Below are 23719 nucleotides of genomic sequence, written 5' to 3'. Positions count from 1 at the left end.
ACAGGGGCTTTTGCGTATTTAAGAGTCAGCCGCTTTCCTCTACTATGTCAGCCTTATTATTATTAAGTGAAGTTAAGCCCAATGGAAAACAGTGAAATTCAGGCCGTGCTGATGGCAGCATTGCCTTTAGACGAAGTGCACGTGATGAGCAACGATGGCAGCCATTTTCAGGTGATCGCCGTAGGCGAACTGTTTGGCGAACTGAGCCGCGTCAAAAAGCAGCAGGCTGTCTACGCGCCGCTGATGGAATTTATTGCGGATAACCGCATTCATGCTGTCTCTATCAAAACCTATACTCCCGCTGAATGGGCGCGTGACCGTAAACTCAACGGTTTCTGATCCCCAGCGTGGTGAACTCGTCGCTGGCGAGTCCAATCTTTAGCTAGTTAATTGAGAGCCGTGTTAATGGACAAATTTCGTGTGCAAGGCCCCACCCGCTTAAGTGGTGAAGTAACCATTTCCGGGGCGAAGAACGCCGCGCTTCCTATTCTGTTTGCTGCCCTGCTGGCTGAAGAGCCAGTTGAGATCCAGAATGTGCCAAAGCTGCGCGACATTGATACCACCATGAAGCTGCTGAGCCAGCTGGGTGCGAAGGTGGAACGCAACGGTTCTGTGCATGTCGATGCCAGCGCGGTAGATGTATTCTGTGCGCCTTACGATCTGGTCAAAACCATGCGTGCCTCAATCTGGGCACTGGGTCCACTGGTGGCACGTTTTGGTCAGGGTCAGGTTTCCCTGCCGGGTGGCTGCGCGATTGGCGCGCGCCCGGTTGACCTGCACATTACCGGTCTGGAACAGCTGGGTGCCGAGATCAAGCTGGAAGAGGGCTATGTTAAAGCGTCAGTCAATGGCCGCCTGAAGGGCGCGCTGATTGTCATGGACAAAATCAGCGTTGGCGCAACCGTGACCATCATGAGTGCTGCAACGCTGGCGACTGGTACTACCGTAATCGAGAATGCGGCGCGTGAGCCGGAAATTGTCGATACAGCCAACTTCCTTAATACCCTGGGCGCTAAAATCAGTGGTGCAGGCAGCGACAAAATTACTATCGAAGGCGTAGAGCGTCTGGGTGGCGGTGTCTATACCGTCCTGCCCGATCGTATCGAAACCGGTACTTTCCTGGTGGCTGCCGCTATTTCAGGCGGTAAAGTAATGTGTCATAAAACTCAGCCCGATACGCTGGATGCAGTGCTGGCGAAGTTGCGTGATGCGGGTGCCGATATCGAAACCGGTGAAGACTGGATCAGTCTGGATATGCATGGCAAGCGACCAAAAGCGGTCAATGTGCGCACCGCACCGCATCCGGGTTTCCCGACCGATATGCAGGCGCAGTTCACTCTGTTAAATATGGTTGCGGAAGGCACGGGCGTGATTACCGAAACCATTTTTGAAAACCGTTTCATGCATATTCCGGAACTGATTCGTATGGGCGGACATGCTGAGATTGAGAGCAACACAGCGATCTGTCACGGGGTTGAAACCCTGTCAGGTGCGCAGGTGATGGCGACCGATTTGCGTGCGTCTGCCAGCCTGGTTCTGGCAGGTTGCATTGCGGAAGGAACGACGTTCGTTGATCGCATTTATCATATTGATCGTGGCTATGAGCACATCGAAGATAAGCTGAAAGCGATGGGCGCGAACATCGAGCGCGTCAGCGAAGAGTAGTTCTGCAGATGCGCTGAAATAGCCAGCCCCCGCGGGGGCTGGTTTTTTTTCGCCTGAGGATCGCCTGAGATCTCAGGCATTATCCGTCTGATCGGCAGGCGTCCGGATACGTTTTCTGCGATCCAGCAGACAGTTTGTATCGGGATCGTAATAGCGGCTGGGCCAGATCTCACTGGGATGAACCTTAATCGCGTCGGCAATCAGCCATTCGCCTTTGGGCCAGGGACGCGTCAGTGCATTAGCCAGCGTTGATGAACTCAGGCCTGCTGCGCGTGACAGCGCCGCCAGTGTCATACCACGCTTATGCAGCGCCGCGATAATGTCAGCCGGGTGCCAGTCTTCCTTTCTTTCTTGCATAACCTGTTCTCCTTTTCCTTGTCATTGCATCGTCCAGCGAGATGCTGGTTTTCCTTTTACCATTATCTGGAAATAGTCAGAATTTTATAGCAAATGTTTCCTGATAATTTCCAGTAATATTTGGATCCAGCTTCTGGTCTGTGTCGTGGCACGCAACAGGAGTGCAATAGCTAATAGGGAACAAAAAGAAGTGAGAGCAGGGTCGTAAAAACGGAGCCCGGCAGGCTCCGTGAGGGATCAGAAGTCGCGCTGAACTGACATGTGTGCCAGCGACTCCAGCGCGCTGCGCCAGGGGGATTCGGGCAGAATCCGCAAGGCTTCAATCGCTTTATCCGCTTCCTGTTCCGCGCGGCTGCGCGTCCATTCCAGCGAACCACACTGATTCATCGCCTCCAGCACCGGCTCAAGCAGATGGCGGCCATTTCCCTGCTCAATAGCTTCACGGATCATCTTCGCCTGTTCAGGCGAGCCGTGCTGCATGGCATGCAGCAGCGGCAGCGTCGGTTTGCCTTCGCTCAGGTCATCGCCGGTATTTTTACCCAGCGTCTCGCCGTCAGCACTGTAATCCAGCAAATCGTCAATTAACTGGAAAGCAGTACCCAGATAGCGCCCATAATCCTGCAGCGCCTTTTCCTCTTCAGGCGTGGCTTCAGCCAGTATCGCCGAAGCCTGTGAGGCTGCTTCAAACAGGCGCGCGGTCTTACTGTAAATCACGCGCATGTAGCTCTCTTCGGTAATGTCGGGATCGTTAACGTTCATCAGTTGCAGGACTTCGCCCTCAGCAATGACGTTTACTGCTTCTGACATCAGCGCCAGGATACGCAGCGACCCCATGCTGGTCATCATCTGGAAGGCACGAGTGTAAATAAAATCACCGACCAGCACGCTTGCCGCATTGCCAAACGCCGCGTTCGCGGTCGCTTTGCCACGACGCATATCGGATTCATCCACGACATCGTCATGCAGCAGCGTGGCGGTGTGGATAAATTCGATCAGCGCCGCATTGGTCACGTGCAGGTCGCCCTTGTAGCCCATGGCACGTGCGGATAGCACGGCAATCATGGGACGGATACGCTTGCCCCCACCACTGATGATGTAGTAGCCCAACTGGTTGATGAGCGAGACATCCGAATTCAGCTGGTCGAGGATGGTCTGGTTAACGGCAGCCATATCCTGTGCGGTTAATTCATTAATCTGTTCTAAGTTCATTCGTCTTTTCAGCTATGACTCGTTATCTCTGCCATGGTAAGTGGTTTACCCAGCCAGCGTTCAGGTAATCTGTTACTGATTGTACTTGAATTTTGTGCCTGAGAAACGGTTGCATTCAGCCTGTGTTTTTTTTCTGCAAGAGTGTGCAAAGTGCTCTTGTCTTCTTCTGGAGTTTTGCGTAGAATTCGCGCCCTATTGTGAATATTTAGCGCGCCGCCTGATGAACTAAAAGGCAAGCGCAGAAGCGGAGTTTTATATGTACGCGGTTTTCCAAAGTGGTGGTAAACAACACCGAGTAAGCGAAGGTCAGACCGTTCGCCTGGAAAAGCTGGACATCGCAACCGGTGAAACGATTGAGTTTGACCAGGTTCTGATGATTGCTAATGGCGAAGACGTGAAAATCGGCGCGCCACTGGTTTCAGGCGGAATGATCAAGGCAGAAGTTGTTGCTCACGGTCGTGGCGAAAAAATTAAGATTGTTAAGTTTCGTCGTCGTAAGCACTACCGTAAGCAAGCAGGCCATCGCCAGTGGTTCACTGATGTGAAAATCACTGGTATCACGGCGTAAGAGGAGATCTGACAAATGGCACATAAAAAGGCTGGTGGTTCGACTCGAAATGGTCGTGACTCCAATGCAAAACGTCTGGGTGTAAAACGTTTCGGTGGTGAATCTGTTCTGGCAGGTAGCATCATCGTTCGTCAGCGTGGCACCAAATTCCACGCCGGTACCAATGTAGGTTGTGGTCGTGACCACACCCTGTTTGCTACCGCAGACGGCAAAGTACAGTTCGAAGTTAAAGGTCCGAACAACCGTAAATACATCAGCATCGTTGCTGAGTAAGGTTGTCGTGACGCAGACGTCTGACGTCTGAACGCACGAATTGAAGGCCCCGCAGCTCCTGCGGGGCTTTTTACATTCTGCGGTCTGTCGCGGTAAAAGCGACGCATCACAAAAGTTTGCTGTACACTTTGTGTACGCACTGGCGAAAGCCAATCCTGATTTATCCGCCGCTGGTCAGCGCAGAAGACCCTGGCGGACCCGTCTGCAGAGTGCTGCAGACGATTGTGTGACGGAGATTTAAAAAATGAAGTTTGTTGATGAAGCGACAATTCTGGTCGTCGCCGGTGATGGCGGTAATGGTTGCGTAAGCTTCCGCCGCGAAAAATATATCCCGAGAGGCGGCCCTGACGGGGGTGATGGTGGTGACGGCGGTGACGTTTATCTGATCGCTGATGAAAACCTCAATACCCTTATCGATTATCGTTTCGAAAAATCTTTCCGCGCCGAGCGTGGGCAGAACGGCCAGAGCCGCGACTGTACCGGTAAACGTGGTAAAGATATCGAAGTTAAAGTGCCGGTCGGCACCCGGGTTATCGACCAGGGTACCGGTGAGACACTCGGCGACATGACGCGCCACGGCCAGAAACTGATGGTCGGTAAAGGCGGCTGGCATGGCCTGGGCAACACCCGTTTCAAATCGTCAGTGAACCGCAGTCCGCGCCAGAAAACCATGGGTACCCCAGGTGAAAAGCGTGACCTGCAGCTGGAGCTGATGCTGCTGGCGGACGTCGGGATGCTGGGCTTACCGAATGCCGGTAAATCGACCTTTATTCGTGCCGTCTCGGCAGCCAAACCTAAAGTAGCGGACTATCCGTTTACCACCCTGGTGCCAAGCCTGGGCGTAGTGCGTATGGACAGCGAGCAGAGCTTCGTCGTGGCCGATATTCCGGGTCTGATTGAAGGTGCAGCAGAGGGCGCAGGCCTCGGCATTCGCTTCCTGAAGCACCTTGAACGCTGCCGCGTGTTGCTTCACCTGATCGACATCGACCCTATTGATGAAAGCGATCCGGTTGAAAATGCCCGTATCATCCTCGGCGAGCTGGAAAAATATAGCGAGAAGCTGTTCAACAAACCACGCTGGCTGGTCTTCAACAAAATTGATCTAATCAGTGAAGAAGAAGCGCAGTCACGGGCTAAAGCGGTTGCTGAAGCGCTGGGCTGGGAAGATAAATATTACCTGATCTCTGCCGCAAGCCAGACCGGCGTCAAAGAACTCTGCTGGGACGTGATGAGCTTCATCAACGCTAACCCGAAAGAAGCGGAGCTTGAAGAGAAGCAGCCGGAGAAAGTGGAATTCATGTGGGATGATTACCACAAAGAAACCATTGAAAACACGGTCGAAGTGGAAGATGAAGAGTGGGATGACGACTGGGATGATGAAGACGACGAAGGCGTTGAAATTATCTATCAGCGTTAACCGATCGCCTGCTACTGCGTGATATGCGATGCCCCCCTTTCAGTGCTGAAAGGGGGGCATCGTTCTTTCTGCCGCTAGTTCATGACCGCTACGCTCAGTCGCGCACTGCAGCACAGCTGATCCCGACCGTTCCGAATCTCAATCTGCCAGCTCTGACTGCGTTTACCCAGATGCAGTGGACGGCAAATTCCGCGCACCAGACCCGCAGAAACCGCACGATGATGGCTGGCATTCACTTCTACGCCAACCACGCTGCTGCCTTCCTCTACCGCCATATACCCGGCAATTGAACCCATCGACTCCGCCAGCACCACAGAGGCACCGCCATGCAGCAGCCCGAACGGCTGTTGCGTCCGGGCATCGACCGGCATCGTCGCTTCCAGATAATCGTCACCTATTGCGGTAAAAACGATACCCAGATGGGCCACCAGAGAGTTCTCACCCAGCGCGTTCAGCGCAGGAAGATCAATGGATCGTTTCCAGATCGCTGTCATCATCATGCTCCCAGGGTTGCGCCGCCATCGACCACAATATCCTGCAGCGTCACATGGCTGGCAAGATCCGACGCGAGAAACAGAACGGTGGCCGCAATCTCCTGCGGCTGCGCAATCTTGCCCAGCGGAATACCCAGCTTGAACTGATCCGGGAAGCCCGCAATCATCTCCTGCTCACCGGTCGGTGTGTGCCACAGACTGCGCTGCATATCGGTGTCGGTGGAGCCAGGCGAAACGATATTACAGCGCACGCCGTAAGGCGCCATCTCCAGACCCACGGTCAGACAGAGGCTGCGCAGCGCGGCTTTTGACGCACCATAAGCGGACATGCCGATACGTGGGGCATGCGCTGAATTCGATGCGACAGTAACGATGGCACCGGTGCGCTGTTCACGAAAGCGTGGCAGCGTCTGCTGGAACAGATTAAATGCACCGCCCGCATTGACGTTAAGACAGGCCTGCCAGTCGGCAAACGAGAGCTCATCGGTGGCACCAGTACGCAGAATACCGGCTGCGTTGACCAGCACATCAATGCGCGGCTGGACGGCTAATACGCGCTGGCAGATCGTTTTGACCTGAGCCGGATCGGCCACATCCATCGTGTGGCAGGGAAACGGATAATCATCACTCTGGAACCGCAGATCAAACGCCTCTACCTGCGCGCCCGCCTGATGAAAGGCTAACGCAGTATGATAGCCGATGCCCTGGCCGGCACCGGTTACCCAGACGATTTTACCGCTGAAGTCGAATGTGTGGCTCATTTCGCCGGCTCCCGCGACAGCAGCGCCCACCAGCCATCAATGCTCGGGTTTTTGGCCAGGCTGACAAAATCAATGTCACGATGTACCTGACGCCAGCGTGCCGCCAGCGCCATCACGCGTACCGAATCCAGCCCGTAGTCGATCAGGTTTTCATCATCGTCCGGCACCTCATCATCTTCCAGCAGCGGCAGGATCAACGCGCGCAAATCATCTTTGCTGAGTGGCACAGGCATCAGATCGGCGGTCATCACCACTTTTCCGCTACGGCCCGCGGTGTAGGTCAGCGCCATCATATGTTCCTCACGGCTGAAGTCAGCCAGCGCATCGGCCACCATAAACGGCTGAATATTGCGCATAAACGCATCGGTGGCGGTGGTCAGGCAGCCAATATGGGCATAGACGCCGGTGATAATCAGCTGATCGCGCCCCATCTCCTGCAGGATCGCCTCCAGCGGCGAGCGGTGAAATGCACTGTAGCGCCATTTGGTCAGGACATGATCGTCCTCATCCGGTGCCAGCGCCTCCACGATCTTCTGCTGATCGGGATGCTTATTCAGTCCGGGTCCCCACATATCGTTAAGCAGCGCACGATCTTTATCGCTCTGCGCGTTTGGCTGAGCGGTGTAAAACACCGGAATACCCTGCGCTTTGCAGTAGCGTCGCAGGCGGACAATATTGTCAACGACCTGCTCAACCAGCGGGCTATTTTCGCCCCAGAAGTTGAGAAAATAGCGCTGCATATCGTGGATCAGCAGGGCGGCACGTCCCGGCTCCAGCATCCATTTCACTTTGTTGTTGGGCAACTCGGTGGCGGCTGGCAGCAGATAAGAGGTCAGTTGTGGAATAGCCATTGAAAATCTCCGGACAGATCAGGCTTGCGCTTGTTGATCGGCAAGTTGTTGGCGCAGACGTTTCTTGTCCACCTTGCCGACCGCGGTCAGCGGCAGAGCATCTACGCAGGTAATACGGTCGGGCAGCTTAAATTCTGCGACGCCCAGTTCACGCAGGTGACGACGCAGCGCCACCGGTTTCACCGGCTGACGGGTGACAATAAAAGCACAGCTCTTTTCACCCATCAGTTCGTCGCTCATAGAGACCAGCGCTGCGTGGATCACATCCGCATGGCGCTGCAGCAGGTTTTCAATCTCTTCAGCTGCGATCTTTTCGCCGCCCCGGTTGATCTGATCTTTCTCCCGACCCTGCACAATGATGTTGCCAGCGGGGGTGATCTCAACCAGATCGCCAGAGCAGTAGAAGCCCTGGTCATCAAAGCTGGCGGCGTTATGTTCCGGGCTGTTGTAGTAGCCACGGAACGTATAAGGACCGCGCGTCATCAGGCGACCAATGGCACCCACCGGTAGCGGATGTCCCTGTTCGTCTGCAACCCATACCTCGTCATCCGGAGAAACAGGGCGTCCCTGCGTAGTGAGAATGGTCTGTTCATCGTCATCCAGCCGGGTGTAATTCACCAGACCTTCCGCCATACCAAACACCTGCTGAAGGGTACAGCCAATCTCGTTCTGGATGCGCGCGGCCAGCGTTTCGCCCAGCTTTGCGCCACCGACCTGAATACGTTGCAGTGAGGCCAGCGCGGCATTGCTGCCCCATTCCTGAATCGCCTGCAGCCAGAGACTGGCCGCGGGTGGAACCAGGCCGGTATCAGTTACCTGATGTTTTTCAATCAGCGGAAAACAGAGGGTCGCGCTGGGATCGGCCGCTAAGATCACCTGGCCGCCCGCGTAAAAGACGCCCAGCGCGCCCGGAGAACTCATCGGGAAATTATGTGCAGCGGGCAGAGCAATCAGGTAACGGGTATCTGCGTTGACCCCGCAGATCACGTCACTTTCCCGGATGCTGTAGTAGTAATCATTGTGGGTACGCGGGATCAGCTTCGGAGTGCCGGTACTGCCGCCCGACAGCTGGAAAAAAGCGACGTCATCGCCTGCGGTCGGGGTTGCCCTGAAGTCACCTGCGGGTTCTGCCAGCAGGGCGTCGAGACGGTTTTCCGCATGAGCGTCATTACGCAGGATCACCTGCTGCAGTGAAGGCTGTTCCCGGCGAAGCTGCGTGATAAAGGCATCATCGGCGAACAGGGGATGGCTGCGATCGGCAATCAACAGGCGCGGCGCGATCTGACTGGCATAGGCGACCAGTTCGGTACGCTGATGGCTGAACAAGGCATTAACCGGGGCGACGCCGATTTTGAACAGCGCAAACAGCGTCAGATAAAATTCCGCCACGTTGCCAAGCTGCACCAGCGCCGTATGACCGGGTTTCAGGCCACGACGCTGCAGCGCTGCTGCCAGATTGTCACTCAGTGAGGCCATCTGGCGATAGGTAAATTGCCGGTCGCCATCAATCACCGCCACGTATTCGCTGTCGCGGTGACGCTCCAGGATGTCGGTCATCGGCAGATCCAGCCAGTACCCTTTTTCACGGTAACGAGCAGCCAGATCGTCCGGCCAGCGGCTGTAAGAAATCGTCATACAGGTTCCTTTAGTGCAATCCAAAAGCGCGAAGCATGGTGTCGAGTTTGACGCCGGTCTCGCGCCACTCGGATTCAGGTTGTGAGTCCGCCACGATCCCCGCGCCAGCAAACAGCCGGACCCGCGGACCATTCACCGTGCCGCAGCGAATGGTGACGACCCATTCGCCGTTGCCCTGATCGTCACACCAGCCGACGATGCCGCCAAACAGCTGACGCTCAAACGGTTCAAGTTGCTGAATCAGCGCCTGAGCACGCTGATGCGGAAATCCGCTGAGCGCTGGTGTCGGATGCAGCAGGCAGGCCAGTGACAGTGCATTTTCGCGGTCGTCCAGTACTTCGCCCCGAATCTGCGTAGCGAGGTGCCACAGCGTGGCGGTGGTCAGCAGGGAAGGGGTTTCCGGGACCGACAGCAGGCGACTGCGCGGCTGCAGCGTCATGCGCATCGCATCCGTCACCAGTTTATGTTCATGCCGGTCTTTGGCTGACTGCATCAGGCTGTCACCTGAGGCCTGGTCACGCTGTGGATCGTTGTTGCGCGGCGCTGAACCGGCCAGCGGACAGGAGCTGAACTGGCGGCCCTGCTTACGAATCATCAGTTCCGGGCTGGCCCCCACCAGCGCGCCGCCATCGGGCAGCGGCAGATGAAAGTGATAGCTGTCAGGGTTCTGCGCCACGATGCGCTGCATCAGGGCGGCCGTATCGACCGGTTGTTCCGCCACGATTTCCATCAGCCGCGACAGCACCACTTTATCCGGATCGCCGCGCCGCGTGGCTGCCACGGCCTGCGCAACCATGTCAGTGAAGGTGTCGTGATCCGGCAGCGCGGTACGGCGACGAACTTCTGGCAGCTCGCTTTCAGCCGATGAGGCACGGGCTTTCAGATCGTCACGTTGAAAGGTCTGATATGACTCAGGGATAAACAGCGCTGCGGGCTGATCCACATCGAACGGGATCGCACCCACCAGAATGGGATGGGCTATGCCCTGTTTTCTGGCCGAGGCAAAATGATGCTGCAGTTGTTGCTGAAACTCTCCGGTCAGCTGCTCACCCTGGTTTACCGGGGCAGTGAGTGTCGTAAAACAGCCCTGAGTTGTCAGGCTTCGCCAGGGAGAAGTAAACAGGAAGCCACGGCAGAGTGCCGGAAAATCCTGCAGCAGGGGATGTTCAAATGCCAGCGATTCCACCATAATTTCACCTATAAATGATAAGATAACTAATAATGATTATCATTTGTATTATGTTGCAGTAACCTACGTCGAATAGCCGAAGGTGTCAATAAATACGCGGTGATTCAGCTGGTTTTGTTGGTTAAATCAGCACAAGTTGTCGCCCGGATTACCGGAGAGAAATAGGATGAAAACAAATGACTAAACAGGGAGTAACGTCGGCATTAGCGCTGTTTTTGCTGAGTATCACTCTGTTCAGCGTGACCGCTGTTGCACAGACCGGCTGGCCGCGCACCTTCGCGGGGGCAAAAGGTCAGGTCACCCTGGCTCAGGCACCGACTCGCATTGTCTCGACCAGTGTCACCCTGACCGGATCGCTGCTGGCGATTGATGCGCCGGTAGTTGCCAGTGGCGCAACCGCACCCGGCAGCCGGCTGGCTGATGAGCAGGGATTCTTCCGGCAGTGGGGGCGTGTGGCGAAACAGCGTGGCGTAAAGCGGCTCTATATTGGTGAACCCAATGCGGAAGCGATCGCTGCGGAAGCGCCAGACCTGATTGTGGTCAGCGCCACCGGTAATGATTCAGCGATCAAACTGGCCGATCAGCTCTCGGCGATTGCACCGGTACTGGTCGTTAACTATGACGATAAAAGCTGGCAGCAGCTGGTGACGCTGCTGGGTGAGGCGACCGGGCATGAGGCGGATGCCGCTGACCGGATAAGCGAGTTCGACGCGCGTGAAAAGGCGCTGAAGGCAAAGCTGACCCTGCCTCCGCAGCCGGTTTCTGCAATGGTATGGAACGGAGATGGCCGGGCTGTGAATCTCTGGACGGAGGCATCGGCACAGGGGAAGTTACTGCAGGCGCTGGGCTTCACGCTGGCAACGCCACCGGCGACGCTTCAGTCCGCTCACAGCATGGGACAGCGTAAAGATATTCTTCAGCTGTCAGGCGAAAATCTGGCGGAAGGCCTGAATGGGCAGACTTATCTGCTGTTTGCCGCCGAAGATAACACGGCTGCGCAGGTAATGAGCAATGCTTTTCTGGCGCAGACCCCAGCGGTGCGCGCTAAAGCGGTCTATGCGCTGGGGCTGGATAGCTTTCGTCTCGACTACTACAGCGCCAGTCATTTACTGACGCGGCTGGAAGCGCTGTTCGTGAAATCATGATGTGGCTTCGGCGGGGGCAGGCCGTTGATAGCGTCGCAGGCGGCCCATCAGCAGCCACATGATGAGACCCAGCACGGTGGCTGCCAGGCCAGAGAGGGCGGCTGCCTGCTGCGGCAACAGCAGTGAACCCATCGCGCCAATGATTGCTGCACCTATCGCATCGCCGGTGACATTCTGCGCTGTCCAGAGGCTGTTGATCCTGCCAAGCAGTGCATCGGGCGTCAGCGTCTGAATCATCGCGTACTGCACCAGGCTGCTGATGGCACTGAAATAACCAAAGGCCACGAGGCAGATCAGACTCAGGCTGAACCACGGCATCAGGCTGAACAGAGCCAGTGCGACGAATGCCGCGATGGCACTGACCAGAATCAGGCGGCCCGGCTGTGGCGACTGCGCCAGCCGTCCGCTGGTCAGCGCGCCTGTCGCAGCACCCAACGGCACGGCGGCGTACATCAGCCCCAGCTCCGTCAGACCGACCTGCCAGTGAGGGGCCAGCGCCGGATAGAGCACGCGCACCGCGCTGGCTAACGTCACCAGCGCGCCAGTCAGCGCCGCCATACCTACAATCGGCGTATCGAACAGGAAGCGGACGCCGCTGCTTAGTGCCTTTATGGGATGTTCACGCGGCTGCTGCGGTGGCGCAAGCGGCGGCAATCGCAACAGGGTTAACACCGTCAGCAGCGTGCCGAACGCGGCCAGCCCGTAGTTCCACGCCACACCGCCCTGAGCAATCACCATACCCGCAATCGCGGGTGACAGAATCGCGCCAAAGCGCACCGTCAGCATAGTAATGGCACCCGCCTTCATCAGATTCTCACGCCCGACCAGCGCCGGCGTGGCCGCCAGCAGCGCCGTGACGCCTATCGCGCCGAAAAAGCCATCCCAGAGTCCCAGCACGAAGACGGCGATGACCGACGGTGAAGGGAGCAGGGCATTTATGCACAACGCGGCAAAGCCCAGGCCACAGGTGGATCGGGCAAACAGGATCAGGCGACGACGCTCATAGCGATCGGCCAGCACGCCGCCGGTCAGCAGGCCGATAAACATACCGGCTCCGGCCAGCGTCACCGCCAGTCCTACCAGCAATGGTGATTGCGTCAGCTGCTGAATCTGAACCGGGACCGCCACCGCCAGCATGCCGAGAGCGACAATCGAGATAAAGCGGGCGATAAACAGGGCGCGAAAGGCGGGATGGGTTCTCAGCAGAGTGAGATCGATAAAATGGGAGGGTTTGTTCATAGCGTCGCTTTTTTGCACCCATTTTCCTCATTATTGAATCTGAGAGTCATGGTAACATACAAAAAATAGTTAATAACGATAACAAGTATCATTATCATAAACACTCGCAATTGCGGGCCATGTTGAATTCGTGAAGGTTTAAACGTTATGCGTCAACTCCGTGCAATAGCCGGTTCAGGGATGCTGCTATTGTTGCTTATTGCGCTCAGCCTGATGCTGGGTGCCAGACCTGTCCCCTTTCATGATGTCACACATGCCTTACTCTCCGACTGCAGCCGCATCGATTGCGTGATCGTGCGCGATGCCCGGCTGCCGCGAACCCTGGCGGGACTGCTGGCCGGGATCAGTTTAGGTCTGTCGGGCGCACTGATGCAGAGCCTGACACGCAATCCACTGGCCGACCCAGGCATTCTTGGTGTGAATGCCGGAGCGGGTTTTGCGGTGGTGCTCGGCATCGCTCTCTCTGGCGCAGATTCACCCGCAGAATGGCTGGGTTTTGCTTTTACGGGTGCACTGCTGGCGTCGCTGCTGGTGGCCCTGACGGGGGCGATCGGCGGCGGCCGCGTGAATCCACTGCGTCTGACACTGGCAGGCGTGGCGCTGGGTGCGGTGCTGGAGGGCTTAACGTCTGGCCTGTCGCTGCTTAATCCCGATATTTACGATCATCTGCGTTTCTGGCACAGCGGCTCGCTGGATATCCGTAATTTCGCCATTCTGCGCACTGTCTTTCCGGCAGTCGTAGCCGGAAGCATGCTGGCGCTGCTGCTGGCACGTTCGCTTAACAGCCTGAGTATGGGCGGGGATATGGCAACCGCGCTGGGCACCCGTGTGATGCGTACTCAACTGGTGGGATTGCTGGCGATTGCACTGCTGAGCGGTGCGGCGACGGCGGCAGTCGGACCCATCGCCTTTGTCGGGTTAATGACACCGCATCTGGCCCGCTGGCTGCTGGGCAACGATCATCGCTGGATGCTGCCGGGAACCCTTGTGATCACGCCCTGTCTGCTGCTGGCCGCCGATATTCTTGGACGGCTGCTGATACCGGGTGAACTGCGCGTGTCAATTGTCACGGCCATTCTCGGTGCGCCGATGCTGATTGTGCTGGTGCGCCGTAAGCTGGGAAGAGGGCAAATATGACACGGACGATGATCAATGCGCTGCTGCTGATGGCCTGCGGGATGCTGACTTTTCTGGGCTTCACGCACGGCACCTTACCGATCTCCGCCAGCCAGTTATGGGCACTTCTCAACGGCGAGGCAGCGCGCAATGTTCAGCTGATTGTACTGGAGTGGCGTCTGCCGCGCGTCATGATGGCGCTGCTGATTGGTGCGGCGCTCGGCGTCAGCGGGGCGATTTTCCAGTCGCTGCTGCGCAACCCGCTGGGCAGTCCCGATATTCTGGGTTTTAACACTGGCGCTTATAGCGGTGTACTGGTGGCGCTGGTGCTGTTCCAGCAAAACATGGAAGGGATGACGCTGGCAGCACTGCTTGGCGGACTGCTCACAGCGGGTGTGGTCTGGCTGTTCAGCTGGCGCAACGGCGTAGAGACTTTCCGGCTGATTATTGTGGGTATCAGCGTGCGGGCACTGCTGATGGCGCTGAACAGCTGGCTAATTATCAGTGCTTCACTGGAGGCGGCACTGAGCGCCGGGCTCTGGAGCGCCGGTTCACTTAACGGTATTACCTGGGCGAAAACCACGCCGGTGATCATCGTGCTGCTGCTGGCGCTGCTGGCAACAGGCATGCTGGCCCGCCGCATGCGACTGCTGGAGATGGGTGACGACACGGCCTGCGCGCTGGGCGTTCCGGTTGAGCGCAGCCGCGTCATGCTGATGCTGACAGGCGTTATCCTCACCGCCGCCTCGACGGCGCTGGTCGGTCCGATCGCCTTTATTGCGTTGCTGGCACCGCAGATTGCGCGGCGGCTCAGTGGTGGCACCAAAGGCGCGCTGCCGCTGGCTGCCTTGTGTGGCGCGCTGCTATTAATCGCCGCAGATTACGCCGCGCAGCACTTTTTCCTGCCTTATCAGCTGCCGGTTGGCGTAATCACGGTCAGCCTGGGCGGACTCTATCTGATTGCACAACTGGTGCGGGAGGCACGACGTCAATGAAAGTGACAACACGTTTGCAGGGCGACGCGCTGACGCTGGGCTATGACAAAAAAATCGTGGCGGAGAATCTCTCTGTGGCGATCCCTGACGGTGAGCTGACCGTGATCATCGGTCCCAACGCCTGCGGAAAATCGACGCTGCTGCGTACCTTAAGCCGCCTGGTCTCGCCGCTGCAGGGCGAGGTGCTGCTGGATGGCAATACCATTGCTCACTACGCCACCAAAGAGGTGGCACGCCGGCTGGGGCTGCTGCCGCAAAGCTCGAACGCGCCTGCGGGTATCAGCGTCAGCGAACTGGTGGCGCGCGGGCGTTATCCGCACCAGTCGCTGTTCGGGCGCTGGCGACAGGAAGATGAGGCAGCGGTGCAGCAGGCCATGCAGGCCACCGGCGTGGCCGATTTAGCGCAGCAGCAGGTTGATACGCTCTCTGGCGGTCAGCGGCAGCGGGTGTGGATTGCGATGGTGCTGGCTCAGCAGACACCGCTATTGCTGCTGGATGAACCGACCACCTGGCTGGATATTGCCCATCAGATTGAACTGCTGGAATTAATGCAGGATCTCAATCAGCAGCATGGCCGAACGCTGGTGGTGGTGCTGCACGATCTTAATCAGGCGTGCCGCTACGCCAGCCACCTGATAGCGATGCGCGACGGGAAAATCGTTGCCGAAGGAAAACCGGCGGAGATTGTAACGCCGGAACTGATAGACGCGATCTACGGCCTGCGCTGCATCATCATTAACGATCCGGTGGCCGGTACGCCGATGATTGTACCGCTGGGCAGAGGCTGACCCGCGGCTTCTCCGGTGAAAAAAGCGCAGGTCAGGATGACTCAGGAAATCAGCGTTGCCAGACACTGCTGCAGTCGTGGGCCGATCTGCTCGAACATGCGCGGTGAGATGATCTCGACGTGCGCACAGTCCAGCGGCCAGATAGTCAGTCCGCTAACCCAGGGCGCCCAGGCGCGGCGTGCATCCTGACCGGGCAACTGGGTCTGTTGCGCCAGGAACAGCGTGGCGTGCCCACTAAAGCGGGCACTGCGCGCCGTGGCCAGCAGGCGCACTGAACTGGCATAGTTGGCTTCAATGGTGGTAAACAGTGCCTCCATTCCTTCACCGGCCTGCTCGCGCTGTGCTGCGATAAACTGCTCGCGCTCACGATTAACCTCTTCCAGCACCGCCGGATCCAGCACGTTTTCGCCGCGCCGTTCATCCCAGTTCTGCGTCTCCGGCGGCCAGGTATCCAGCAGTCCGAGGAAAGCAACGGTTTCACCTTCGGCCTCCAGCCGCGCGGCGATACCCTGCGCCAGCGTGCCGCCCAGCGAATAGCCCAGGAAATAGTAGGGCCCCTCTGGCTGCTGCTGGCGCACCGTCGCCAGATGCGCCTCACACACCGCGTCAAGGTGCTGCGCCTGATTCAGCGGGCTGGTGATATCAGGTGACTGAATGCCGAGCAGCGACCAGCGGGCATCCAGATAGCGCTGCAACACGCTGAACTGCCAGGCAAAACCTGAGGCGGGATGGAAGCAGAACAGCGTTGGGCCGGTAGTACGCCGCAGCGGCAAGACCGCCTCAAATCCGGCGCGGGCTGTCTCCGCGGGTTCACTACTAAGCAGGACGGCCAGCTTTTCTACCGTAGCTGCCACCATAATCTGGCCCACTGACACCGGCTGATTCAGCGTCCGCCGCAGCTGCGCCGCCAGCCGCATCGCCAGCAGCGAATGGCCACCCAGCGCAAAAAAATCATCCTGTGCGCTGACGGACTCACGTTCCAGCAGCGTGGCGAACGCCTGCGCCAGCGTCGTTTCCAGACCCGGGTACGGTGCACGACCGGCAGCCGCTGTTCGGGTCTGTGGCAGCGGCAGCGCTTTACGATCCAGCTTGCCGTTGCTGCTGAGCGGTAATGCCGCCAGCTGAACAATCGCCACCGGCACCATATGCGCCGGTAACTGTGTCGCCAGAGTCTGGCGCATGACGTCGGCATCAATTGAGCCCTCTGCCACCACATAGCCGACCAGTTGGCGGGCATCACCCTGCTGGTCGCTGCTGCTGCCCAGTACCACTGCATGCGTCACGGCCTGCACAATGCCAGGCAGCGCAGCCATGGCGTGGTCGATCTCGTTCAGCTCGATACGCTGTCCGCGAATTTTAAGCTGATCGTCGCTGCGACCCAGATACTCCACCGCACCATCCGGCAGCCAGCGCGCCACATCACCGGTGCGGTACATCCGGGAGCCGTGACCCCACGGATCGGCGACAAACCGGCTGGCAGTGAGGTCGGGACGATCAAGATAGCCATGCGCCAGCTGCACGCCGGTCAGCCAGAGATCGCCAGCCACGCCCGGTGGCACCGGCTGCAGACGCGCATCCAGAATCCGTAAGCCGGTGTTCCAGACCGGGAAGCCAATCGGCACGCTGGCACCGTCGACGGCCGCCAGCGCCGGTCCGAAAGCCGGGTAGAAGCTGACATCCACTGCCGCTTCGGTCGGGCCATAAAGATTATGCAAGGGCACCCGGGTCAGCGTCTGCCACTGGCGCGACAGCTCAGCGGGCAGCGCTTCGCCGCTGCAGAAAACCCGGCGCAGGGTGGCGCAACGCGCTATCGCGTCACCTTCCTCCAGCGAGGCGACAAAAGCAGCCAGCATCGACGGAACAAAATGGGTGGTGGTCACGCGGTAGCGGGCAAATAGCTGCTGCAGCGCGTCCGGGTCGCGGTGGGCATCAGGCGGTGCCATCACCAGCTGTGCGCCAGCGATCAATGGCCAGAAGAACTCCCACACCGAGACATCAAAGCTGCTCGGCGTTTTCTGCAGCACCACATCATCACCGCCGAGCGGATAACGATCCTGCATCCACAGCAGCCGGTTGACGATCGCCTCATGACTGACCAGCACGCCTTTTGGCCGACCGGTCGAACCAGAGGTATAGATGAGGTAAGCGCCATCATGCGGACGCGGAGCCTGTGTCAGCACGCTATCCACCGGGGTTAACAGCACGTCGTAAAACAGCGGCGCGGCCGGTGAGAGAGCCGCCAGCCTGTCTGCCAGTTCGCGGCAGGTGATCAGCATCTTCGGCGCGGCATCTTCAAGCATCATCTTCAGCCGATCGTCCGGGTAGCCGGTATCAAGCGGCAGCCAGGTTGCGCCTGTGCTGACAATCGCCTGCAGCGCCAGTGATAAAAAGACCGAGCGCGGCAGCGCCACGGCGACGATGTCACCCCGCGTCACACCCTGCGCAATCAGCTGTTGTCCCAGCGCGGCGACCTGCTGTTGCATCTGCTGATAATTAAGCTGATGCGCCTCATCCGCCAGCGCCATAGCGTGCGGCGTACGCTGCGACTGCAGCAGCAGCAGGCTGCTTAGCGTCTCTGCAGGCAGCATCACAGCCGTCTGATTGACCGCTGCCAGCTGTTGATGTTCTTCCGGCATCAGCATATCCAGCTCGCCACAGGCGCACGCTGGCCGGACGGCAAGCTGCTCAAGCAGCAGACCAAAGCGACTGGCATGTTGCTTCAGCGCGGTTTCACTATAGCGCTTTGCATTAGCCAGTAGTTCCAGCGTCAGGTCGCCCTGTTCGCTGAGGTAGATAGCAATCTCCAGATCGCGAACCGGGCCTGACGCCAGCTGATGAGTGATGCCTTCAATGCCGGCGAAATCGAGCTGATAGTCGAACATCTTCAGGTTAATCACCGGCCCATAGAGCGGAGTACTGTCACCAAACCGGCCCAGATCGCGCTGCACCTGCTCAGCGTCGTAACGCTGATGACGGCGCATTTTTCTGACTTCGCCCGCCAGACGCCCGGCCAGTGCCGTCAGCGGCTGTGCCGGGTCGTAATGGATTGCCATAGGCAAAACGTTGATCACCGGACCGGTGGCGCAGAGCGCGGCCGAGCCGATGCGGCGCATAAAGATGAAACCGGCGGCGAACGCATGCTGACCGGTGAGGCGCGCCAGCCATAACGCCACCAGCGCAAAGGCGGTGTCCGCAGCACTGAGGTTGTGCTGCCCGGTGTGCGTCAGCAAAGCCTGAAAAGTGTTGCGATCCACGGCAAACGTATGGCGTAGCAGGTCGGTACTGGCGCTCTGACCGGCCAGCGGCAGAGCGGACAACGAGGCGGGCGCAGGTAACTGCGCGCCTTTCTCCAGCCAGAACTGGCGATCGCGCTGCCAGGCCAAAGAGTTGTGATAGCGCTGATACTCGTCGACGACCTCGCTGAACGGGACAAAGGGGCTCGGCTCCGGCGTGTCGCCGTGCTGCCAGGCGCTGTAGAGATGGGCGATGCGGCGGGTCAGGGCGGTGAAACTAAAACCATCGACCACCAGATGATGGTAGCGCTGATACCAGTACCAGTGATCCTCGCCCAGCCGAAGCAGGCTGTGATGATAGAGCGGCGCACCGCTCAGTATCCGCAGGTCACCGGACATATCCTGCTGCATCAGCGCACGTGCTGATGCAGCAGGATCGGCGGCATCGCGCAGATCGATTATTTCAGGCTCGCGAAAATGCTGGGGGGCAGGCCACTGCAGCGGTTCACCCTCCTGCTCGCCAAAGGCCATATTCAGCGTGTCCGCTTCCTGCATGCCAGCAATTATGGCCCGTGACAGCAGCGCGCTGTTCAGCACACCGTGCAGTTCGACAAAATGCGCCACGGCGTAAGCATTGGAATAGGGCGATAGCTGGTCAGCGATCCAGATTCCGGGCTGAGCGGCCACCAGCGGCAACGTTTTTTGCTCTGTCAGCGGGTTCAGAGTGGTCTCAGACATTGCGGCTCCCACTGTCCTGCGTCATAACCGGACGGATATCGTGCCAGTTTTCATTCAGCCAGCTCAGGCAACGGGCCTGTGGTTCGGGCCCATAAACAGGCTGCCATCCTGGCGGGACCGCACAAAAGGCGGGCCATAAGCTGTACTGCTGCTGAGCATTTTTCAGTACCTGACAATCCTGCTGGGGATCGTCGAAAGGATTGCGTTGTTGCATGTTGGTCTCCTGTCCGAAGTCGTCGGGCGTATAAACGCCGATCTCCTGGGTATCCTTTTTCTTTTAATGGCACACAGACGGCGGGATATCAGCGGGTTATGACGATTGCCACATAGCGTTGAGGCCTGCCAGCAGTCCGCCGCGCCAGCACAGCGCATCGTGACCGCCTTCAATCGGGTGATAGCTGACCTGATGTCCTGCCACAGTCAGATCGCGCTGAAACTGTTCGTTTGCTGCCAGAATCAGGCGTTCGCGCCGCCCCGCCTCCAGATAAAAGCGCCGGGAGGGCGCCTGCAGCAAACCCTGCTGTAACTGCTGCGGCAGCCAGCCATTCGGGTCACCGCGCGCGGGCCACCAGAACGAACCGGAAAGACTGACGGCACCCGCAAAAGTTTCCGGCCAGTTCAGGGTGGCGTAAGCGGCAGAAAGGCCGCCAAAACTCTGTCCGGCCACCAGCGTGCTGTCGGCCCGAAACGGTGCCCACTGCTGAATTTGTGGTAACAGCTCGTGCTGAATCGCCAGCCAGAAGTCAGGGTTACAGGTCAGTTCACGCGTGCGGTGTTCGCGGTCGATGATGTCGATCATGACATAGACCGCAGGAGGCAGCTCGCCTGCCTCAGTGAGTTGCTGAAGCGGACCGGCAACCGGCATGCTGTGCGCCCAGAACTGACCATCCAGCAGCAGTGCCAGCGGACGATCGCCTGCACTGGCGTCTCCGGTGACAGCGATCCAGATCTGACGCTGGTTTCCCAGCCGTTCGCTGCGCCACAAATAGTGTTGCAGCGGAATATCGGCGGCACGGCCCTCATCAACCGCACGCCACACCTGTTGATCCGGCGCGCGTGGCAGGTGCAGCGGCGAGACCCTCATTCCGCGTCCACCTGCCCAGCTACGCAAAGGATTCAGCGGGTCGCTTTGTGCCTGCCGGAATTTCTGACTCCACCACTGGCGCAGCGCCTGCATATCAGCCTGCCCGGCAAACGTCTCTGTCTGGTTGTCAGGGATCAGGCAGTAGCTGCCGCGCCAGTCAGCGGGCAGGGTGGTTTGCCACCACCAGACATCGGTATCAGGAACAGGTGTTAAGGAGGAAGGTGAGACTGTGTGATGATGATCGGTCACACCGGTAATGTTGATCCAGACGCGCCGGGTATCAGAGTGCAGCGGGTCACCCTGCGGATCACGCCAGAAAAAAGTGACCTGACAGGTGCCCTTTTCAGCGGGTTCAATCAGGGGAATGCCCTGTTGCTGTTGCTGCTGCCACCAGCGTTCGCTGCCGGTCTCTTCGTTTAACCACGCTATTCGCGCCATGATTCAATCACACTTGCTTAGAGTCATGCATGTTACAGATAATAGTATTGATAATTATTTGCATTTGCAATAGGGTGTTTCCGCTCGACAGGGAGCGCGCGCATTCTCTCTGCCGCATCGGATTGCAGACGGACGCAACGCGGTTCTGAAGCCGGTGTGGCGGGAAGGTTAATGCGTTGCAGGCAAGGTTATGACCTTTTTACCGGTACGCCGGCAGTGGCATGCTCGCTGGCACTCCAGGAACAGAAAAATGAAAAAGATATCCCGGCTTTCGTTAGCCATTATGATTGAACTGGGTCTCACGGCCTCTCTCATTTCTGCCGGTGCCGTGGCTGCTGAAGCCACCCGCGAACCCGCTATCGACAGCAGCACCTCCGATACCCTCCACGACGACACCATGACGGTCACCGCCGCTGAGCAGACGCTGCAGGCCCCTGGCGTGTCAACGATTACCGCCGACGAAATCAAAAAACATCCGCCTGCGCGCGACGTCGCCGAAATCATCCGCACCATGCCCGGTGTCAATCTGACCGGTAACTCCACCAGCGGCCAGCGCGGTAATAACCGTCAGATCGATATCCGTGGTATGGGGCCGGAAAATACCCTGATCCTGATCGATGGCCTGTCGGTGACCAGCCGCAATGCGGTGCGGCTTGGCTGGCGTGGCGAGCGCGACACACGCGGCGACACGAACTGGGTACCGCCAGAGATCATTGACCGCATTGACGTCATCCGTGGTCCGGCAGCGGCCCGTTACGGCAATGGTGCGGCGGGTGGTGTGGTTAATATCATCACCAGGAAAGAGATGGATAATCAGTGGCACGGCTCGTGGAGCGCCTATTACAACGTGCCGCAACACAAGGAGGAGGGCGCGACGCGGCGTACTAACTTCAGTCTTGAAGGACCGCTGGGCGATGATGTCAGTTTCCGGCTCTATGGCGGTCTGGCAAAAACGCAGGCTGATGCTTACGATATCAATAAAGGGCACGCCGCAGACCGCACCGGCAGTTACGCGGGATCCTACCCGGCGGGCCGCGAAGGTTCAGTCAATAAAGATATTCATGGCCTGCTGCGCTGGGCGTTTGCACCAATGCAGGCGCTGGAAGTGGGGGCCGGTTACAGCCGTCAGGGCAACCTCTATGCTGGCGACACCCAGAACACCAATACCAACGCGCTTGTGAAAAGCAAATATGGTGACGAAACCAACCGGCTCTATCGGCAGAACTTTTCAGTTAAGTGGACCGGCGCCTGGGATAATGGCATCAGCACCAACACCTATGCGCAGTATGAAAACACCCGCAACTCGCGTCTGAATGAAGGGCTGGCGGGCGGCACTGAAGGGATCTTTTCCAACAGCAATTTCAACACTATCCAGCTGGATGATGTGTTGCTGCACAGCGAGATCAGCGTGCCCTTTGAGTGGCTGGTGAATCAGACTGCAACTTTTGGCACGGAATGGAATCAGCAGCGGATGAAGGATCCGTCCTCGACGACGCAGGCCGCCAGCTACGGTTCGATTCCGGGTATCGCCACCACCGGACGCTCTCCCTATTCGCAGGCTGAGATCTTCTCACTGTTTGCGGAAGACAATATTGAGCTGACTGACAGCACCATGCTGACGCCCGGCCTGCGCTTCGATCACCATTCGATTGTCGGCGATAACTGGAGCCCGTCGCTCAACCTCTCACAGGGATTAGGCGATGAGTTCACGCTGAAAATGGGCATTGCGCGCGCTTATAAAGCGCCGAGCCTCTACCAGACTAACCCGAACTACCTGCTTTACAGCAATGGCCAGGGCTGCGCGGCCAGTGCCGGCGCCTGTTATCTGATGGGTAATGATGACCTGAAAGCGGAAAACAGCATCAATAAAGAGATTGGACTGGAATGGAAGCGCGACGGCTATCAGGCGGGTCTGACCTGGTTCCGCAACGACTACCGGAACAAGATTGAGGCAGGCACGGCTCCCACCGGCACGGCGTCTAACGGCAAAACCGACATCTACAAATGGGAAAATGTGCCCAAAGCGGTGGTTGAGGGGCTCGAAGGTACGGTTAACGTCCCGTTCTCCGACAGCCTGACGTGGAACAACAACTTCACGTATATGCTGCAGAGCAAAAATAAAGAGACCGGCGATCGCCTGTCAATTATTCCGGCGTATACGCTCAATTCGACGCTGAGCTGGCAGGCGATGCAGGATCTCTCTCTCCAGACAACCCTGACCTGGTACGGTAAACAGGTGCCGAAGAAGTATGACTATAAAGGTAACGCCGTCACCGGCAGCGCGACCGATCAGGTCAGTCCCTATTCGGTTGTAGGCATGAGCGGCACCTATGACGTTAATAAATATGCCAGTGTCACCGTGGGTATCGACAACCTCTTCGACAAGCGTCATTTCCGTCAGGGCAATGCGCAGACTACCGGCAATGCCACCACCGGCGCTTACCTCTACGGCGCAGGAGCCAATACCTTTAACGAATCGGGCCGCACATTTTATATGAGCGTGAACACCCGCTTCTGATCGGTT

At 58.1% G+C, this 23719-nt stretch carries 21 protein-coding genes; 10 read left to right on the top strand and 11 right to left on the bottom strand.

What is annotated here, in order from left to right; genetic code table 11:
* The first annotated feature begins 81 nt into the window (after nucleotides 1-81).
* Nucleotides 82-339, top strand: a complete 258-nt coding sequence (gene ibaG / locus ACTJKZ_RS15295) for a BolA family iron metabolism protein IbaG (RefSeq protein ID WP_010251880.1) — start codon at nucleotides 82-84, stop codon at nucleotides 337-339.
* A 66-nt stretch (nucleotides 340-405) separates the two neighbouring features.
* Nucleotides 406-1665, top strand: a complete 1260-nt coding sequence (gene murA, locus ACTJKZ_RS15290) for a UDP-N-acetylglucosamine 1-carboxyvinyltransferase (RefSeq protein WP_161731806.1) — start codon at nucleotides 406-408, stop codon at nucleotides 1663-1665.
* Between the two features lie 72 nt (nucleotides 1666-1737).
* Here the strand turns inward: murA and ACTJKZ_RS15285 are convergent, their stop codons facing one another.
* Complete coding sequence (locus tag ACTJKZ_RS15285; protein WP_161731808.1) at nucleotides 1738-2022, bottom strand: helix-turn-helix domain-containing protein; 285 nt, start codon at nucleotides 2020-2022, stop codon at nucleotides 1738-1740.
* A gap of 237 nt (nucleotides 2023-2259) precedes the next feature.
* A complete protein-coding gene (ispB, locus tag ACTJKZ_RS15280) occupies nucleotides 2260-3231 on the bottom strand; it encodes an octaprenyl diphosphate synthase (protein ID WP_008925415.1) in 972 nt (323 codons plus the stop codon).
* Between the two features lie 256 nt (nucleotides 3232-3487).
* On the opposite strand from ispB, the gene rplU reads away from it, so the two are divergent.
* The 3 genes from rplU (at nucleotide 3488) to cgtA (ending at nucleotide 5489) form a co-directional block, all read left to right on the top strand.
* Complete coding sequence (rplU, locus tag ACTJKZ_RS15275; RefSeq protein ID WP_008925416.1) at nucleotides 3488-3799, top strand: 50S ribosomal protein L21; 312 nt, start codon at nucleotides 3488-3490, stop codon at nucleotides 3797-3799.
* A gap of 15 nt (nucleotides 3800-3814) precedes the next feature.
* Nucleotides 3815-4072: a 50S ribosomal protein L27 gene (gene rpmA / locus ACTJKZ_RS15270; RefSeq protein WP_003851093.1), complete on the top strand. Its 258-nt coding sequence runs from the start codon at nucleotides 3815-3817 to the stop codon at nucleotides 4070-4072.
* 244 nt (nucleotides 4073-4316) lie between these two features.
* Nucleotides 4317-5489 carry an Obg family GTPase CgtA gene (gene cgtA / locus ACTJKZ_RS15265; RefSeq protein ID WP_013359890.1) on the top strand — a complete coding sequence of 391 codons (1173 nt, stop codon included), beginning with the start codon at nucleotides 4317-4319 and terminating at the stop codon, nucleotides 5487-5489.
* A gap of 74 nt (nucleotides 5490-5563) precedes the next feature.
* Here cgtA and ACTJKZ_RS15260 read toward each other — a convergent pair whose 3' ends face one another.
* The 5 genes from ACTJKZ_RS15260 to ACTJKZ_RS15240 are packed head-to-tail and all read right to left on the bottom strand — an operon-like array spanning nucleotide 5564 to nucleotide 10419.
* The gene (locus ACTJKZ_RS15260; protein ID WP_202604844.1) at nucleotides 5564-5983 is read right to left on the bottom strand and encodes a hotdog fold thioesterase; all 420 of its coding nucleotides are present in this window, start codon (nucleotides 5981-5983) and stop codon (nucleotides 5564-5566) included.
* Nucleotides 5984-5985: 2 nt separating this feature from the next.
* Nucleotides 5986-6744, bottom strand: coding sequence for a 2,3-dihydro-2,3-dihydroxybenzoate dehydrogenase (gene dhbA, locus ACTJKZ_RS15255; protein WP_161731810.1), 759 nt, complete (start codon nucleotides 6742-6744; stop codon nucleotides 5986-5988).
* Nucleotides 6741-7595, bottom strand: a complete 855-nt coding sequence (locus tag ACTJKZ_RS15250; RefSeq protein ID WP_253420835.1) for an isochorismatase family protein — start codon at nucleotides 7593-7595, stop codon at nucleotides 6741-6743. Before ACTJKZ_RS15250 ends, dhbA begins: the two co-directional genes overlap by 4 nt.
* An 18-nt stretch (nucleotides 7596-7613) precedes the next feature.
* Complete coding sequence (locus ACTJKZ_RS15245) at nucleotides 7614-9230, bottom strand: (2,3-dihydroxybenzoyl)adenylate synthase (protein WP_440829805.1); 1617 nt, start codon at nucleotides 9228-9230, stop codon at nucleotides 7614-7616.
* A gap of 10 nt (nucleotides 9231-9240) precedes the next feature.
* A complete protein-coding gene (locus ACTJKZ_RS15240) occupies nucleotides 9241-10419 on the bottom strand; it encodes an isochorismate synthase (protein WP_161731816.1) in 1179 nt (392 codons plus the stop codon).
* Nucleotides 10420-10595: 176 nt separating this feature from the next.
* Between ACTJKZ_RS15240 and fepB the strand changes: the two genes are divergently transcribed.
* Nucleotides 10596-11564: a Fe2+-enterobactin ABC transporter substrate-binding protein gene (fepB, locus tag ACTJKZ_RS15235; RefSeq protein ID WP_440829804.1), complete on the top strand. Its 969-nt coding sequence runs from the start codon at nucleotides 10596-10598 to the stop codon at nucleotides 11562-11564.
* On the opposite strand, the gene entS is transcribed toward fepB, so the two are convergent.
* Nucleotides 11559-12803 carry an enterobactin transporter EntS gene (gene entS, locus ACTJKZ_RS15230; protein ID WP_440829803.1) on the bottom strand — a complete coding sequence of 415 codons (1245 nt, stop codon included), beginning with the start codon at nucleotides 12801-12803 and terminating at the stop codon, nucleotides 11559-11561. The two genes, fepB and entS, sit on opposite strands and share 6 nt — an antisense overlap.
* Before the next feature lie 147 nt (nucleotides 12804-12950).
* On the opposite strand from entS, the gene fepD reads away from it, so the two are divergent.
* Genes fepD through ACTJKZ_RS15215 form a run of 3 tightly spaced genes read left to right on the top strand, consistent with a single transcriptional unit; the run spans nucleotide 12951 to nucleotide 15702 of the window.
* Nucleotides 12951-13940: a Fe(3+)-siderophore ABC transporter permease gene (gene fepD / locus ACTJKZ_RS15225; protein ID WP_440829802.1), complete on the top strand. Its 990-nt coding sequence runs from the start codon at nucleotides 12951-12953 to the stop codon at nucleotides 13938-13940.
* On the top strand, nucleotides 13937-14914 hold the full coding sequence (gene fepG / locus ACTJKZ_RS15220; RefSeq protein ID WP_440829801.1) for an iron-enterobactin ABC transporter permease: 978 nt from the start codon (nucleotides 13937-13939) through the stop codon (nucleotides 14912-14914). The genes fepD and fepG overlap by 4 nt, the downstream gene beginning before the upstream one ends.
* On the top strand, nucleotides 14911-15702 hold the full coding sequence (locus tag ACTJKZ_RS15215) for an ATP-binding cassette domain-containing protein (protein ID WP_315309105.1): 792 nt from the start codon (nucleotides 14911-14913) through the stop codon (nucleotides 15700-15702). Before fepG ends, ACTJKZ_RS15215 begins: the two co-directional genes overlap by 4 nt.
* A 41-nt stretch (nucleotides 15703-15743) precedes the next feature.
* Here ACTJKZ_RS15215 and ACTJKZ_RS15210 read toward each other — a convergent pair whose 3' ends face one another.
* The 3 genes from ACTJKZ_RS15210 to fes all read right to left on the bottom strand — a co-directional run bounded on the left by ACTJKZ_RS15210 (nucleotide 15744) and on the right by fes (nucleotide 21195).
* Nucleotides 15744-19673, bottom strand: coding sequence for an enterobactin synthase subunit F (locus tag ACTJKZ_RS15210; RefSeq protein ID WP_440829800.1), 3930 nt, complete (start codon nucleotides 19671-19673; stop codon nucleotides 15744-15746).
* On the bottom strand, nucleotides 19666-19887 hold the full coding sequence (locus ACTJKZ_RS15205) for an MbtH family protein (protein ID WP_161731830.1): 222 nt from the start codon (nucleotides 19885-19887) through the stop codon (nucleotides 19666-19668). The genes ACTJKZ_RS15210 and ACTJKZ_RS15205 overlap by 8 nt, the downstream gene beginning before the upstream one ends.
* A 96-nt stretch (nucleotides 19888-19983) precedes the next feature.
* Entirely contained in the window at nucleotides 19984-21195 is a 1212-nt protein-coding gene (gene fes, locus ACTJKZ_RS15200) for an enterochelin esterase (RefSeq protein ID WP_440829799.1), read from the bottom strand.
* A gap of 250 nt (nucleotides 21196-21445) precedes the next feature.
* Here fes and ACTJKZ_RS15195 point away from each other — a divergent pair, with 250 nt between their 5' ends.
* Nucleotides 21446-23713, top strand: coding sequence for a TonB-dependent siderophore receptor (locus ACTJKZ_RS15195; RefSeq protein WP_440829798.1), 2268 nt, complete (start codon nucleotides 21446-21448; stop codon nucleotides 23711-23713).
* Nucleotides 23714-23719 lie beyond the last annotated feature (6 nt).

This window comes from Pantoea sp. 22096 (assembly GCF_052045955.1).
Taxonomy (GTDB): domain Bacteria; phylum Pseudomonadota; class Gammaproteobacteria; order Enterobacterales; family Enterobacteriaceae; genus Pantoea; species Pantoea alfalfae.
Note: the sequence above shows the minus strand (reverse complement) of the source record. Positions and strands in the feature narration are given on the sequence as shown.

Excerpts from the sequence above, each read along its gene's own strand:
- ibaG (WP_010251880.1), top strand. The coding sequence starts at position 82 with ATGGAAAACAGTGAAATTCAGGCCGTGCTGATGGCAGCATTGCCTTTA.
- ispB (WP_008925415.1), bottom strand. The coding sequence starts at position 3,231 with ATGAACTTAGAACAGATTAATGAATTAACCGCACAGGATATGGCTGCC.
- rpmA (WP_003851093.1), top strand. The coding sequence starts at position 3,815 with ATGGCACATAAAAAGGCTGGTGGTTCGACTCGAAATGGTCGTGACTCC.
- ACTJKZ_RS15285 (WP_161731808.1), bottom strand. The coding sequence starts at position 2,022 with ATGCAAGAAAGAAAGGAAGACTGGCACCCGGCTGACATTATCGCGGCG.
- ACTJKZ_RS15250 (WP_253420835.1), bottom strand. The coding sequence starts at position 7,595 with ATGGCTATTCCACAACTGACCTCTTATCTGCTGCCAGCCGCCACCGAG.
- entS (WP_440829803.1), bottom strand. The coding sequence starts at position 12,803 with ATGAACAAACCCTCCCATTTTATCGATCTCACTCTGCTGAGAACCCAT.
- rplU (WP_008925416.1), top strand. The coding sequence starts at position 3,488 with ATGTACGCGGTTTTCCAAAGTGGTGGTAAACAACACCGAGTAAGCGAA.
- murA (WP_161731806.1), top strand. The coding sequence starts at position 406 with ATGGACAAATTTCGTGTGCAAGGCCCCACCCGCTTAAGTGGTGAAGTA.
- ACTJKZ_RS15205 (WP_161731830.1), bottom strand. The coding sequence starts at position 19,887 with ATGCAACAACGCAATCCTTTCGACGATCCCCAGCAGGATTGTCAGGTA.
- fepD (WP_440829802.1), top strand. The coding sequence starts at position 12,951 with ATGCGTCAACTCCGTGCAATAGCCGGTTCAGGGATGCTGCTATTGTTG.
- ACTJKZ_RS15260 (WP_202604844.1), bottom strand. The coding sequence starts at position 5,983 with ATGACAGCGATCTGGAAACGATCCATTGATCTTCCTGCGCTGAACGCG.
- ACTJKZ_RS15245 (WP_440829805.1), bottom strand. The coding sequence starts at position 9,230 with ATGACGATTTCTTACAGCCGCTGGCCGGACGATCTGGCTGCTCGTTAC.
- fes (WP_440829799.1), bottom strand. The coding sequence starts at position 21,195 with ATGGCGCGAATAGCGTGGTTAAACGAAGAGACCGGCAGCGAACGCTGG.
- fepG (WP_440829801.1), top strand. The coding sequence starts at position 13,937 with ATGACACGGACGATGATCAATGCGCTGCTGCTGATGGCCTGCGGGATG.
- ACTJKZ_RS15195 (WP_440829798.1), top strand. The coding sequence starts at position 21,446 with ATGAAAAAGATATCCCGGCTTTCGTTAGCCATTATGATTGAACTGGGT.
- cgtA (WP_013359890.1), top strand. The coding sequence starts at position 4,317 with ATGAAGTTTGTTGATGAAGCGACAATTCTGGTCGTCGCCGGTGATGGC.
- dhbA (WP_161731810.1), bottom strand. The coding sequence starts at position 6,744 with ATGAGCCACACATTCGACTTCAGCGGTAAAATCGTCTGGGTAACCGGT.
- ACTJKZ_RS15240 (WP_161731816.1), bottom strand. The coding sequence starts at position 10,419 with ATGGTGGAATCGCTGGCATTTGAACATCCCCTGCTGCAGGATTTTCCG.
- ACTJKZ_RS15210 (WP_440829800.1), bottom strand. The coding sequence starts at position 19,673 with ATGTCTGAGACCACTCTGAACCCGCTGACAGAGCAAAAAACGTTGCCG.
- fepB (WP_440829804.1), top strand. The coding sequence starts at position 10,596 with ATGACTAAACAGGGAGTAACGTCGGCATTAGCGCTGTTTTTGCTGAGT.
- ACTJKZ_RS15215 (WP_315309105.1), top strand. The coding sequence starts at position 14,911 with ATGAAAGTGACAACACGTTTGCAGGGCGACGCGCTGACGCTGGGCTAT.